General features: G+C 72.2%; 9 protein-coding genes. 6 read left to right on the top strand and 3 right to left on the bottom strand.

Translation table 11 applies throughout. The features are described 5' to 3' along the window. Positions 1-25: 25 nt before the first annotated feature. From AB0C82_RS10480 to AB0C82_RS10470, 3 genes are all read right to left on the bottom strand, one after another. Positions 26-856 carry an ABC transporter substrate-binding protein gene (locus AB0C82_RS10480; protein WP_362838662.1) on the bottom strand — a complete coding sequence of 277 codons (831 nt, stop codon included), beginning with the start codon at positions 854-856 and terminating at the stop codon, positions 26-28. Between the two features lie 208 nt (positions 857-1,064). Further along, positions 1,065-1,907, bottom strand: a complete 843-nt coding sequence (locus AB0C82_RS10475) for a maleylpyruvate isomerase family mycothiol-dependent enzyme (RefSeq protein ID WP_362839815.1) — start codon at positions 1,905-1,907, stop codon at positions 1,065-1,067. Between the two features lie 79 nt (positions 1,908-1,986). Further along, positions 1,987-2,988 (bottom strand): alpha/beta hydrolase, encoded by a 1,002-nt coding sequence (locus tag AB0C82_RS10470; protein ID WP_362839813.1) that lies wholly within the window; start codon positions 2,986-2,988, stop codon positions 1,987-1,989. 298 nt (positions 2,989-3,286) lie between these two features. Here AB0C82_RS10470 and AB0C82_RS10465 point away from each other — a divergent pair, with 298 nt between their 5' ends. The 6 genes from AB0C82_RS10465 (at position 3,287) to sph (ending at position 13,345) form a co-directional block, all read left to right on the top strand. Beyond that, positions 3,287-3,760: a hypothetical protein gene (locus AB0C82_RS10465; RefSeq protein WP_362838659.1), complete on the top strand. Its 474-nt coding sequence runs from the start codon at positions 3,287-3,289 to the stop codon at positions 3,758-3,760. A gap of 372 nt (positions 3,761-4,132) precedes the next feature. Beyond that, the gene (locus AB0C82_RS10460) at positions 4,133-5,665 is read left to right on the top strand and encodes a TIGR02677 family protein (protein ID WP_362839810.1); all 1,533 of its coding nucleotides are present in this window, start codon (positions 4,133-4,135) and stop codon (positions 5,663-5,665) included. Further along, positions 5,662-6,924 carry a TIGR02678 family protein gene (locus tag AB0C82_RS10455; RefSeq protein WP_362838656.1) on the top strand — a complete coding sequence of 421 codons (1,263 nt, stop codon included), beginning with the start codon at positions 5,662-5,664 and terminating at the stop codon, positions 6,922-6,924. The genes AB0C82_RS10460 and AB0C82_RS10455 overlap by 4 nt, the downstream gene beginning before the upstream one ends. After that, positions 6,921-11,051: a TIGR02680 family protein gene (locus AB0C82_RS10450; RefSeq protein ID WP_362838653.1), complete on the top strand. Its 4,131-nt coding sequence runs from the start codon at positions 6,921-6,923 to the stop codon at positions 11,049-11,051. The genes AB0C82_RS10455 and AB0C82_RS10450 overlap by 4 nt, the downstream gene beginning before the upstream one ends. Next, on the top strand, positions 11,048-12,301 hold the full coding sequence (locus AB0C82_RS10445; protein WP_362838650.1) for a TIGR02679 family protein: 1,254 nt from the start codon (positions 11,048-11,050) through the stop codon (positions 12,299-12,301). The genes AB0C82_RS10450 and AB0C82_RS10445 overlap by 4 nt, the downstream gene beginning before the upstream one ends. A gap of 63 nt (positions 12,302-12,364) precedes the next feature. Further along, the gene (gene sph / locus AB0C82_RS10440) at positions 12,365-13,345 is read left to right on the top strand and encodes a sphingomyelin phosphodiesterase (protein WP_362838647.1); all 981 of its coding nucleotides are present in this window, start codon (positions 12,365-12,367) and stop codon (positions 13,343-13,345) included. Positions 13,346-13,450 lie beyond the last annotated feature (105 nt).

Genomic DNA, 13,450 nt, shown 5'->3' with positions numbered 1-13,450 from the left:
CCGTCCTTGCGGGTGGTCAGGGTGGTCACTGTGCGTCGGCACCCTTCGGCATGGGCCCGATCCACTGCTCGTACAGCTTCTTGTACGTACCGTCGGACTTCGCGTCCTTGATGGCCTTGTCGATCGCCGCGAGCAGCTTGGGGTTGGCGCCCTTGCGGACGGCGAAGCCGTACTGCTCGCCGGTGTCGAGGTTGCCCACGATCTCGAACTTGGCCGAGTTCGAGGGGTCCTTGAGCCAGTTCTGCACGACCGGGTAGTCCTGCACGATGACGTCCACCTGGCCTGTGCGCAGTCCGTTGAGCTCGGCATCGGAGCTCTCGAACGACTGCGGGTCGGCGCCGTGCTCACGGGCGAAGTCCTCGCCGGTGGTGGAGGACTGCGAACCGAGCTTGAGCTTCTGCCCGGTGACGTCCTCGATGGTTGCCGCCTTGACCCCCTTGCGGGCCAGCAACGCCTGCGTGGCGTCGAAGTACGGGGCGGAGAAGTCCAGGTTCGCCTTGCGCTCGTCGGTGATCGTCATTCCGGCGGCGGCCACGTCACAGATGCCGGCGTTGAGGTCGGCACCGGTCTTGATCGTCTCGAACGACTTGTCCACGACGACCTGCTTCACGCCCAGGTCCTTCGCGACCAGGTCGATCATGGAGACGTCGAAGCCGACCACCTCTCCGTCCTTCTCGGACTGGAAGGGCGCGTACGGCAGATGCGTACAGGTGGTTATCTGGCCGGACTTGACCAGCTTCGCACCCTTGACGGTGGCTCCTTCGTCACCGCTGCTACAGGCACTCAGCGGAAGAGCGAGTGCGGCGGCCGCGCAGACCGCGGCGATCCGGCGGGAGGGCGGGCGGGACGAGCTCATGGCAGTTCCCCTTGCGCACGAAGGACGGACTCGCGGACGGCCTCACTGATCGACGAAGATCCGCGATCAAAGTCCGCACAGAATGTCGGAGCACCGACAGAAAGTCCACCCTGCACAGGGAGTTGGGGGCCGCGCCTCGCATCCGGTCCGGAGCGCGGCCGGAGGCTGAGCAACGTTCAGCTCGGTTCAGGCTTGAGCCGCCCCCGGGTCAGGGCGCCGTGAACAGTCCCGGAAAGCGCGGAGCGAGCCAGGGTTTGCGGCCCCAGGCCAGGACGCGGCCCGAGGCGATGGCGGCCACCGGGTTGCGGCGGCCCAGCGCCATCAGGAAGAACGTGACCGGCTCGATGTGGATCGTGCAGTCCGGGCGGTCCGGCGGCTGCGACGCCACCGTTACGGCTCCGTCGGCGAAGGTCACGCCGAAGCGGGCACCGCTCCACAGGCGGATCGTGTAGCGGGCGTTCAGGCCTGCTGCCGCAGCACCATCGGTCACCCGGGGCATCGCCGTGATCAGGAAGGGCAGGGCGAGGTCGACCCGGGTGCGGTCGATCATGTGTGGGCGGCCCAGGGCGCGGGCGAGATCGTAGCCGTGGCCGAGCATGTGTGTCAGCAGATACGAACCCAGGACCCCGGGGCTCATCGTGCCCAACGGGGTGACCACGGTCCCCTCCGTGGCTCGCCGGTCCATCGCTGCGAGGTACGCGTCGGCCTGCGCGACGATCATCCCGGCCAGCGGACCGGCCTCACGCTCGTCGAACGCGGCGAGCGCGCGTTCGTTCGCCCCGGCGATGCTCTGCGGCGTGCCGTCGCCGTGGCTCCGTTCCTGGCCCGCCGCGATGCCGGCCATCAGCTCGTTGGCCTGCGCCAGGTGCGCTGCCGCCTCGCCGATGTTCCACTCCGAGCCGGGCACGGCAGCACCTGTGTCGGTGGCCTCGCCCAGTAGCGCCGCAATCGCGAGGGCGGTGTCCCGTATCGCTTCGGCAAGTCCCCCGGGCAGATCCGCGAGTCCCCCGCGCGGAGTGCCAGGTATGTCCTGTTCAGGCTGCCCAGCCACTGATTCCACGCCGCACCCGTCCTCGAAAGTCGTTACCCGCGGGTACACAAGACCAGGTGACGAGGACATCGACAAGCCCTCAGGTGGCACTCCGCTCGCTCGCCTCCCGCAGATCGCGCTCCACCGCCCGGTGGAACGCCTCGTCCGGGTCTCCCGCCGCGCTGCCCGGCCGGCCGGCGCGCAGCAGGTCTCGCCAGCGTTCCTGGCTCCAGTTCGCGGGGGTCGTCGTGCGCATGAAGTCATCGACGAGGGAAAGGAAGCGGGCAGGGTCGCTGTGGAAGGGGAAGTGGCCGGCGCCCTCGAAGATCTCCAGGCGGCTGCCCGGCATCGCGGCGTGGGCACCGTATGCGTGATCGACCGGGACGATGCTGTCGCGTGATCCCCAGAGCAGCAGGGTGGGCATGCCCTCCGCCAGGTAGCAGCGATCGAGCATGGTGACCACCTGGCCGCGCCAGTCCACGACGGCCCTCAGCGTGCTGATGAACGCGCTGCGGGACGTGTCGTCGGGGAGCGCGTCCACCAGGTCGACGAGTTCGGCGGCGTCCTGGCCTAGGTCCGTGTCGAGGAGTCTCATCAGGCGGGTGAAGAGGCCCACCTGGGCACGCATACCGGGCAGGCGCAGCGCGGACAGCATCAGGTCGGCGCCCGGCAGCGAGACGGCTCTGAGGATCGGGGTGACCTCGGAGCCCACCCCGCCCGCGCTCACCAGGATCAGACGGTCGGTGCGCTCCGGGAACTGGTAGGCGAACTGCATCGCCACGCCACCGCCGAGCGAGTGACCGACCAGGGTGGCGCGCTCGATACCCAGGACTCCCAGGAGGTCGCGCATACCGTTCGCGTAGCCCGCCACCGAGTAGTCGGCCCGTGGTTTGTCGGAGGAGCCGTGGCCCAGGAGATCGGGGGCGATGACCGTGTGGTTCCGGGCCAGTTCCGGGATCAGGTTCGCCCAGGTCGCCGAGGAGTCGCCGATGCCGTGGATCAGGAGGATCGCGGGGCCCTCGCCCACGATCCGGTACGCGCGACGGTAGCCGTGGACCACATGGTGGCTCAGGTGTACGTCGTGGTCGCCCACCGCGTGCAGACGGTCCGCGCGGGACGCGTGCGGTCCGGGTTCCGGGGCATCGGCCACAGGCTCGCCTCCTGTCGTGTCTCCGTTTCCTTCTCAGCGTAGGAACCTCCGCCTCACGGGGCATTTCGGCCGCGTTTCGCGTGAGGTGCCTGACGGGCGGCACTTCCGGTGCCGGGGGATACCCCCAGACGGGCATGGGGGTAACCCCCCAGCGAAGTCGGGGATAAACCCGGTCGCTCGGCTGACGACCGGTCCGTAGGTTCTGGGGTGGAATCGAAGCATCGCTTCCCACGACCTCCGGAGGACCCCCGTGACCGCCCCCTTGCACCGGCCGACGCGCACCGCCCACCCGGCTCTCGCGGCCTTCGTGCGCTTCGTCGTGTGCGGTGGTGGTGTCGGGCTCGCCTCCAGCGGGGTCCTCGTCCTGCTCAACGACCGTATGCCCATGGCCTTGGCCAACGCGCTGGTCACCGTCGTCTCCACTCTGATCGCGACCGAGCTGCACAGTCGGGTCTCCTTCCGGAGCGGGCGACGCGGCTGGGGGGTCCACCTCCAGTCAGGGCTGACGGTGGCCGTGAGTTACGCGTTCACCACCGGGGCCCTGTTGTGTCTGTACGCCGTGCGGCCCGAACCGTCGGCTCTGGTCGAACAGACCGTCTACCTGTCGGCTTCGGCGCTGGCGGGGGTCGGGCGGTTCGCGCTGCTGCGGGTCGTGGTCTTCGCCGAGCGGGCGACGGCAGTCGACGCGGCACTGGGCAAGTCGTCCGTCGTGATGGCCGCCTGACACGACAGCGTCGTCGTCGCCCCCGGTCGCCCCACGGTCAGCCTGCACCGGTTGACCGTGACGGGGCGGCCGGGTGACTCGTCTTCGGCGCCCGGAGGACCTGCGCCGTGGACGACCGTGGACGACCGCGGACGCGGCGTCGCGTGTCCAGGTGCGGGGACTCACGGGACGTGGAACGGCTGGATGTGGCCGGTCGTCGTTCGCGCGGACCGGGCCTGGTATGTCCGCCCTGTCAGTGTTGCCGTCTACTGTTCTTGGCAGGGCGTCGGATCTTCGCCGTCCGGTAGGGGCAAGTCCGTTCCACGGCATCGGAACGCCGCAGTGCGGAGCAGGGAGCGAGCAGTGGCAACGACACACCGGGTCCCGGCCGAGATGTTCCGGTTCACCATGGGCGACAGGGCGCCGCTGTACTCCGCGATCCTGCAGACCTTCGGCGATGCCAACGAGCGCCTGGTCACGGCGCTGGGACTGGACGAGGTGCGGGATCAGCTGCGGGGAGTCGGGTGGTTCGGCGCCCTGACGGACGACGACCTCACGGCGGCTCTCAGGCAGCTCAGGGAATGGGAGTTGCTGGACGTCATCCAGAACCACGCGGAGAACTACCGCACCGCTGAGGAGTACGAGCGGCGGAACCTCCAGTATTCGCTGACGCGGCGCGGGGAAGCGGCCTTCGCCGGCGTGCAGCACGCCCTCTCCGTTCTGGTGTCGACCGGCGCGCTGCAGACGGCCGTACTCGACGCGATCGCCGACCGGCTGGCGGAGCTGGACCGGCTGGCGCAGGACGCCGCCTCGGGAGACCGGCGGATATTCGCCACTCTGCAGGAGCTGGAGGGGCACTTGGACGCCCTCCGGGGGAACACCAAGCAGTTCAACGGCGAACTCCAGCGGCTGCTGCGGACCGACGGCGCCGAACTGTCCACCTTCCAGGAGGTGAAGGGTGCGACGGTCGCCTATCTGCAGGAGTTCCTCACCAACCTCGATCAGCGCGCGCACGCGGTCTCAGCCGCCGTCGCCCGGGTCGAGGAGCACGGTCCCCGGACGCTCTGGGAGCGGGCTCTTCGCGGAGCGGAGCTCCCGCCGACCGGTGGTGACGATCCGGCAGCCGCGTGGCTGGCCCGCCGGCAGGCACGCTGGGACGGGCTGCGGGCCTGGTTCCTGCCCGCCGACGGCTCGCCCCCGCGGGTGGAGCACCTGCACCACGTGGCGCGCCGCGCCATCGTCACCCTGCTCCAGGTGCTGGACCGGATCACCGAGTCGCGGCGCAGGTCGACCGGTGCCGTGCAGGACTTCCGCGAGCTGGCCCGGTGGTTCGCCGCGGCTCCTGGTGAGGACGACCTGCACCGGCTGTGGGCGACCGCCTTCGGGCTCGGGCCGTCCCGTCACGCGCATCTCGCCCACGCCGACCCGGAGCTCGTCCCGGCCACCGAGAGCTGGCGTGAGGCCCCGCCCGTGGAGGTCTCCGCGTTGCTGCGCACGAGTGGCCGTACGGAGAGGTTCACCCGCACCGGTCGGGTGCGCGACGTGGCGGCGCTGAAGGCGCAGCGGGCCGAGCGGGCGCGGTCGGAGCGGGCCGAGCTGGAAGCCGCGTGGAGTCTGCTGCGTACCGAGGCGCCGGTGCGCCTCTCCCACTTCGGCGCGCTCGACCACGAGGTGTTCGAGCGGCTCCTCGATCTGCTGGGCCGGGCACTGGCGGTTCGCCCCGACGCGACGGGGGCGCGGCGCTCCGTGACCGGGGACGGGCGGGTCGAGGTCGTGCTGCGGCCACCCGCCGATCCGCATGAGGCACCCGCTGTCCTGCGGACCGCCCGGGGGGCGCTGACGTGCCCGGACTACGTCATCGAGGTGCACACCGCGGGCACTTCCGGGGCACCTGCCGCCCTGGACCGGGAAGTGGTGGCCGGATGAGCAACTTCGCCAATCAACTCGTGGTGGCCGAGCGGGAGGAGATGTCCCGCTGCATTCGTACGCTGCTGGTCCGGCCGCTGCTCACCGAGCGCGCCGAGCCGGTGGTGTTCGATCTGGTGCGGCGCCGCCGTGACCCGCTGACGCGCTGGTTCGACTACCACTGCGGCTGGACGCTGGCGGTCGAGCCGCGCCTCGGGTACGCGCGGCTGCTGAAGGTCGACGCGAACGCCGACGCGTCGCGTCCTGCCAGGCGGACCCGGGCGGGCCGGGCGCCGTTCGACCGGCGGCGGTACGTGCTCCTGTGTCTCACGGCCGCCGAACTGCTCTCCGTCCCGGTCACCACCATCGGGCTGCTCGCCGACCGGGTCGTGCAGGCGGCGTCGACGGACGAGGCCCTGTCCTCGTTCGACACGACGCAGCGTCCGGAGCGCGTCGCGTTCGTCGACGTCCTTCGGCTGCTGGAGTCCTACGGGGCGTTGCAGACCGTGGACGGAACGACGGACAGCTTCGCCGACTCCGCCGAGGCGAAGGTCCTGTACCGGGTCGATTCGAGTGTGCTGATGCGGCTGCTCGCCGCACCGTGCGGGCCGTCCCGGCTCGCGGTGCCGGCCGCTGACATCCCGGCCCGCTTCGAAGGACTGCTGACCGGCCTCGTGGAGGAGCGGCGGTACGGGCTGTCCGGCGGCGGTGACACGGCGGACGAGGCGCGCCCGGACACACCGTTCTCCCCGGTCCAGCGCAATCTGTGGCTGCGGCATTCGGTGCTGCGGCGCCTGTTCGATCAGCCGGTGCTGCACCGGGACGAGCTGTCCGAGGCCGAGCTCGGCTATCTGGCCTCCCCCACCGGCCGGCAGATCCTGCGGCGCGCCGCGGAACAGGCGGGTTTCGTGCTGGAGGAACGGGCCGAAGGGTTCCTGCTGATCGATCCGGACGCCATCGCCACGGACAGCCGGTTCCCCGACGACGCGAGCCACGCCAAGGTCGCCGCGCTGCTGCTCCTGGACGTGCTGAACGCCGAGCCGTCCGGGTGCGCACCCGAGCAGCTGGCCGTCGAGGCGGAACGGATTCTGGAGCGGTTCCCGCGCTGGGGCAAGGCGTACCGCACGGAGGGGGGCGCGGCGGCGCTCGCCGACGACGCGGTGCGGGTCCTGGCCGATTTCCGGCTCGTACGCCGCGAGGGCGGCCGGGTCGTGCCCAGACCGGCCGCCGCCCGCTACCGCGTCACCAGTGCCACTCTCAAGGAAGAACACCCCGCATGACGGTCACCGCACTCCCCCGCAGCGCGTCCGGCTCCGACTCCGGGAGTCCTGGGCCCCGCGAGCGCTGGCAGCCGGCCCGGGCCGGTGTGCTCAACGTCTGGCGCTACTACGACGAGGTGTTCACGTTCCACCGCGGGCGTCTGCTGCTGCGCGGACCGAACGGCACGGGGAAGTCGAAGGCGCTGGAGGTCCTTCTGCCCTTCCTCTTCGACGCGAGTCTGCGTCCCCACCGGCTGTCCACGTTCGGCGGCTCGGAACGCACCATGCACTGGAACCTCATGGGCGAGGGCGCCACGGGGCTCACCCGGGTGGGATACGTCTGGCTGGAGTTCCGGACGGCGGGGGCCGAGAGCGGTGCGGAGGAGTTCCTCACCATCGGCGCGCGTCTGCAGGCCGGGGAGCGGACCACGACCGTCACCACGGACTTCTTCACCAGCCGTCGCCGCGTCGGGGTCCCCGGCGGCATCTCCCTCGTCAACGAGTCGGGTCAGCCCCTCACCAGGGCGGCGCTCGCCACAGAGCTGTCCGGGTACGGCGAGGTGCACGCGTCGGCGTCCGACTACCGGGACACCGTGCGCGGGACGCTGTTCCCCGGCCTCAGCGAGCAGCGCTACAACGCGCTGATCACGGCGCTGCTCCAACTGCGCACACCGAAGCTGTCCCAGCGCCTCGACCCCTCCCTGCTCTCGGAACTGCTGTCGCGCGCCCTGCCGCCGCTGGACCAGGGAGAGATCTCCGAACTGGCCGACGGTTTCGAGCGGCTGGACCGCCGTCGGGAGCACCTGGCCCGCCTGGAGGACGAGGTGCAGGCCGCGCAGGCACTGGGCGCCCGCCAGCGCTCGTACGCCCAGCGGGTGCTGCGCGCCGGGGCCGCCGCCCTGATCTCGGCGACGACCGACATGGACAACCGGACCCGCGCGGCCACGGAGAGCGAGGAGCAACTCCGTGCTGCCCTGGCGGAGCGGGAGAAGGCGGAGGAGGAGCAGCGCGAGACGGAGGCGTCGGGCGCCGAGATCGTCGCGAGAATCGAGGTGCTGACGGATTCCGACGCCTACCGGGAGGGACGGGACCTGGACCAGCGCCGTCAGCGGGCGGCGGAGGCACACCGGGAGGCGGAGGCGCGGCATCTGACGGCCGGCGCGGCCCGGACCACCGCCGACCAGGACGAGGCCAGGCACACCCAGGCGCTCGGCGTGGCGGACGCGCAGGCGGAGCGGGTCCGCCTCGCGGAGAGCGCCTCCTGGCAGGTCGCCCGGCGTGTGGGCATGTCCGCCGCCTGCACCGAGGTGGCCGGCGCACTCGAAGCGGGCAACGCCGACCGGGCAGGGCAGATCCTGCACGGTGCGGTGCGGGGCCGGCGGGGGCAGGTGGAGGACGTACGCGAGGCCATCGGCGTCCTCCGGGCCGCGCTCGCCGAACGCACGTCCGCCGAGGAGCGTGTCGAGGCTTCGCGCGCCGGGCTGGCCGCGGCGTCCGAGCATCGGGCGGAGGCCGCCGCCCGGTATCAGCAGGCGGCCACGACGCAGGCTGAGCGGCTTCGCGGCTGGGCCCGCCAGTGCGGCGAACTGACCCTCGACGAGAGCGCCCTGGAGGAGCTGGCGGGCCGGGCCACGGGCGAGACCGAGGTGCTTGCGCTGGTGGACGCCGCCGCTCGTACGATCGACCACGCCCTGACCACGGCCGAGGCGACGGTCACCGCCCGTGTCGCCACGGCCCGCGCGGAGCGGGAGGCACTGGCGGCCGAGGCCGGACGACTGCGGCAGACGGAAGAACTGCCGCCGCCCGCACCGGCGTTCCGTACGGCCGACCGCTCCAGGCTGCCCGGCGCGCCGCTGTGGAAGCTGGTGGTCTTCCACGACGCGGTGCCCGCGGCCACACGCAGCGCGGTCGAAGCGGCACTGGAGGCCAGCGGCCTGCTCGACGCGTGGGTCGCGCCCTACGGGGGCGCGTTCGCCATGGGCCACGACACGTTCGCCGAGGCCGAGTGGGCCGCGCCCGCCCCGGGCCGCCACCTCGGTGAGGTGCTGCGTCCGGAGCCGGGTGCGCCCGTGTCGGCTGAGCGCATCAACCAGTTGCTGGCCGGCATCGCGTACGGCGACACGCTGCCTCCCGAGCACGGTGCGGCGGTCGGTGCGGACGGCACCTGGCGGCTGGCCAGCGCCACCGGGAGCTGGGCCAAGCCGGACGTCGCCTACATCGGTGCCTCGGCGCGGGCCAGGTCCCGGGAGCGCCGTACCGCCGAGCTGGCCGAGGCGATCGGCGCCCTCGATCACACGCTCGCCGGGCTGGAGGCCGAGCTCGCGGTGGTGGCGGCCCGCCGGGAGACGCTGGAGTTCGACCGGCGGTGCCGCCCCGATCACCGTGCCGTCGCCGCGGCGGAACGCGAGCTGGACCGGGCCGGGTCCGTCACCGAGGCCCGCGACGACGCGGTGCGGGACGCGGTGGCGCGGCTCACCCGGTGCGAGGCCGCCGCCCGGGTGGCGCAGGACGGACTCGACCACGTGGCGTCCGAACACGGGCTGCCCGCCGACGAGCAGGCGTTGCGCGCGGTGGCGGAGACGGTCCAGGGGCTTCAGGACACCGGAGGCCAGTGGCTCCTGGCCCAGGTGGGGCTGGCCTCGGAGCGGCGTACGGCTCTGGAGCTGCGGTCCCGGGCCGAGCGTTCCGGACAGGCGGCGCTGGAACACGAGGCGGAGGCGGGCCGCGCGGCGTCCACGGCGCGTGCGCTGGCAGCGCAGCTCGAGGAGTTCGAGCACACCATCGGCGCGGAGTACGAGGAGACGCTCGCCCGGATCGAGGAGATGCGGGCCTCGCACCTCCGCACGCGGGAGCGACTGCGGGAGTCGACCGCGCACCTGCGGGCGCTGGAGGGGCGCATAGGCGCACTGAACAGTGAGCGGGCCGTGGCCGCGGCGCGCCGCGACACCGCGGTGGCGGCACGCGACAAGGCCGCGGACCGCTTCCGCTACCTGCTGCGGCTGGGATTCCCCGCCGACGCGGGCGCCGGGCCCCAGGTGCGGGCGGGCGAGGGGACCAGGGCCACGCTGGAGACGGCGCGCACTCTGGGGGCGCTCTGGCCGTCCGTCCCGTACGAGCCGAAGAACGTCGCCGACGCGCTCGGGCGGCTCGGCGAGACCGTCCATACGAGCCGTCAGGCGCTCGGTGAGCGGGCCGATCTCGCGATGGAGACGCATGACGACGTACAGGTGCTGTCGGCGGCCATGGACGGCGTGCGGATGGGCGCGGCGGGTCTGCTCGCCGCGCTGACGGCGGAGCGTGACCGCAGCCTGGACGAGATCACCGGCGATGAGCGTGAGCTGTTCGACCGCACGCTGACGGGCAACACCCGCCGCCATCTCGCGGCCCGCATCCGGCAGGCCAACGAGCTGGTCGACGCGATGAACGCCCGTCTGGAGCGGGTGCGTACGGCATCCCGGGTGGCCGTACGTCTGGTGTGGCAGGTCGATCCGGGGCTGCCGCCGGGCACCAGGGCGGCCCGCGATCTGCTGCTCAAGGACCCGGTGCGGATGTCGGACGGGGACCGGGAGGCACTGCACCGCTTCTTCCGCGAGCGGATCGAGGAGGCCAAGGCGTCCGACACCTCGAAGAACTGGGAGGAGCAGCTGACGCGGGTGCTGGACTACACGGCCTGGCACCAGTTCGTGGTGAAACTGGACCGGGCCAACGGCCAGGGCTGGCAACTGCTCACCAAGAAGCTGCACGGCGCGCTGTCCGGTGGGGAGAAGGCCATCGCGCTGCATCTGCCGCTGTTCGCGGCGGTGGCCGCGCACTACCAGGCGGTGCCGAGGGCGCCGCGGCTGATCCTGCTGGACGAGGTCTTCGTCGGGGTCGACTCCACCAACCGGGGTCAGGTCTTCGAGCTGCTGGGTTCGCTCGACCTCGACCTCATGCTCACGTCCGACCACGAGTGGTGCACGTACCGGGAGCTCGACGGCATCGCGGTGCACCAGCTGATCACCGGGGGCGGCGGCCCCGACGACGACGCGGTGACCACGGCTCGCTTCGTGTGGAACGGCGCGGATCTCCTGGCGGACGAGGCACCGGATCCCGCTGCGTACGGGGAGGAGCCACCGCCCGTGCCGCTGCCTCGCGAGGAGCGGCCGTGACGCACCCGCTCGACCGTCCCGAACTGGCTCCGCTGTGGCAGGCGTTCCACACCCGGCTGTCCGCCGGGCAACCGGTCGCGCGGGTACGGATCGGGCCGCTGGACGAGGCCGCCAGGAGTGCGCTCGCGGATCTCCTCGGCCTCGACCGGCTTCCCGGTCCGCAGCCCACGGTGGTACTGGCACGGCTGGACGAGGCGCTTGTGGACAGCTGCGGCCAGGACACCCGGTCCGTGGTCGCCGCGATCGCCGGCCCGCTCGGTGACCGGGCGGCCGCCCGCGCGTCGGACTCCGCCGCCCGGGCCGCCCTGTGGGAGTGGTTCGCCACGCACCCGGTCGTCCTGGCGCAGCCCGCGCTCGACGCCTGGGTCGTGCCGGTCCGACGGGCCGGGGTGATCGGCGGCTCGGTCGCGGCCACCCGGCGTACGCTCGGTGACGCCCTCGGTGTCCTGTCCGAACTGCCCGCCTGCGGTGAGCCGTTGCCGGTCTTCGCCACCCGCCTCCTGGACGACGCCCACGCACTCGACGACGGCACCCGCCTCTCGTCCCTGGTGCTGCGCGCCCTGTCCGCCCTGTACGGCGCCCCGGCCCCCGCGACGGCGGCGGACAGGCGCGCGCTGTGGTCGCGCGCCGGACTCGCCGACGACGCGCTCTCCACCACGGTGCTCACCGCCGGTATGCATCCATCGGGCGAAGGACCCGTGGCCCGCGCCCTGGCCGCCCTCTCCGCCGCGGGCCACGCCACCCACCTCACACTGGCCCAGCTGCGCGAACCCGGGGACCTCCGCTTCCCGCGTACCGCCGTGCACATCACGGAGAACCCCAGCATCCCCGCGCTGGCCCTTCAGCGCTTCGGGCCGGACTGCCCACCCCTGGTCTGCACCTCCGGCTGGCCGAACAGCGCGGTGGTGCTCCTGCTCGACCGTCTCACCGCGGCCGGGGCGCCCCTGCGCTACCACGGCGACTTCGACGGCGAGGGACTGCGCATCGCCGCTCATGTCCTGGCCCGGAGCGCGGCCACGCTCTGGCGCATGGCCACGACCGACTTCCTGACGGCCAGTGCCCACGCGCCTTCCGGGCCCGCGGCGGGCCGGATCACCGGCGCTCCGTGGGACGCCGGGCTGGCGCCGGCCCTCGCCGCCCGGGGGACGGCCGTCCTCGAAGAGCATGTGGCCGAGGACCTGCTGGCCGACCTGGCGCGGATGTGCGCTGGATCGACAGACCGGGTCCATCCAGGGGCTACCAGCAAGTAACTCCCGCTGGTTGGATGTGTGTCGCCGGTTCACCCCACCCTCAGCAGAACCTGGAGAACCCTCGTGCCGCACTCCTCGCTCCGCCGCCTCTCGGGCGTGACGCTGTCCGCCGCGCTCGCCGCTGTCACGCTCGGCGTCGGCGCCCCGCCCGCCTCGGCCGCCGAGACCCCGTCGCTGCGCGTGCTCTCGTACAACACGTTCATCTTCAGCAAGACCCTCTACCCCAACTGGGGCCAGGACCACCGCGCCGCCGAGATACCGAAGACCTCGTTCTTCCGCGGCAATGACGTCGTCGTCATCCAGGAGGCGTTCGACAACGGGGCCTCGGACGCGCTCATGCGCAACGCCTCGGCCGAGTACCCGTACCGCACCCCGGTGGTGGGGCGGAGCAAGAGCGGCTGGGACGCGACGGGCGGTGCCTACTCCGCGACCACTCCCGAGGACGGCGGTGTCGCCGTCCTCAGCAAGTGGCCGGTCATCCGCAAGGAGCAGCACATCTTCAAGGACGCCTGCGGGGCCGACTGGTGGTCCAACAAGGGCTTCGCCTATGCCGTGCTGAACGTCGACGGCGCCCGCGTCCACGTCGTCGGTACGCACGCGCAGTCGACCGACCCGGGCTGCAAGGCCGGCGAGGCGGCGCAGAAGCGCAGTCTCCAGTTCAGGCAGATCGACGCGTTCCTGGACGCGAAGAACATTCCGGCGTCCGAACAGGTCATCGTGGCCGGTGACTTGAACGTCGACTCGCACTCCGCCGAGTACGCGTCCCTCCTCGCCGACGCCGGGCTCGCCGGATCGGATGCCCGGACGGGTCACCTCTACTCGTTCGACACCCAGGACAACTCGATCGCCGCCGAGCGCTACCCGGACGACCCGCGCGAGGACCTCGACTTCGTCCTGCACCGCGCCGGGCACGTCAGGCCGGCCGGCTGGACGAACGAGGTGATCAAGGAGCAGAGTGCCCCGTGGTCCGTCTCCAGCTGGGGTACGACGTACACGTACACGAACCTCTCGGATCACTACCCGGTGGTCGCGTCCGGGCGGTGACGGCACCCGGTGAATAATCGGACGCGGCGGGGACCGCGCGCGGCGCGCCGCCGCCTCTCCGCCGTGTCCGTGCCACCCGCCGCGCACCACCTCGAAGGAAATCTC

Source organism: Streptomyces sp. NPDC048560 (assembly GCF_040650955.1).
Lineage (GTDB): Bacteria > Actinomycetota > Actinomycetes > Streptomycetales > Streptomycetaceae > Streptomyces.
Note: the sequence above shows the minus strand (reverse complement) of the source record. Positions and strands in the feature narration are given on the sequence as shown.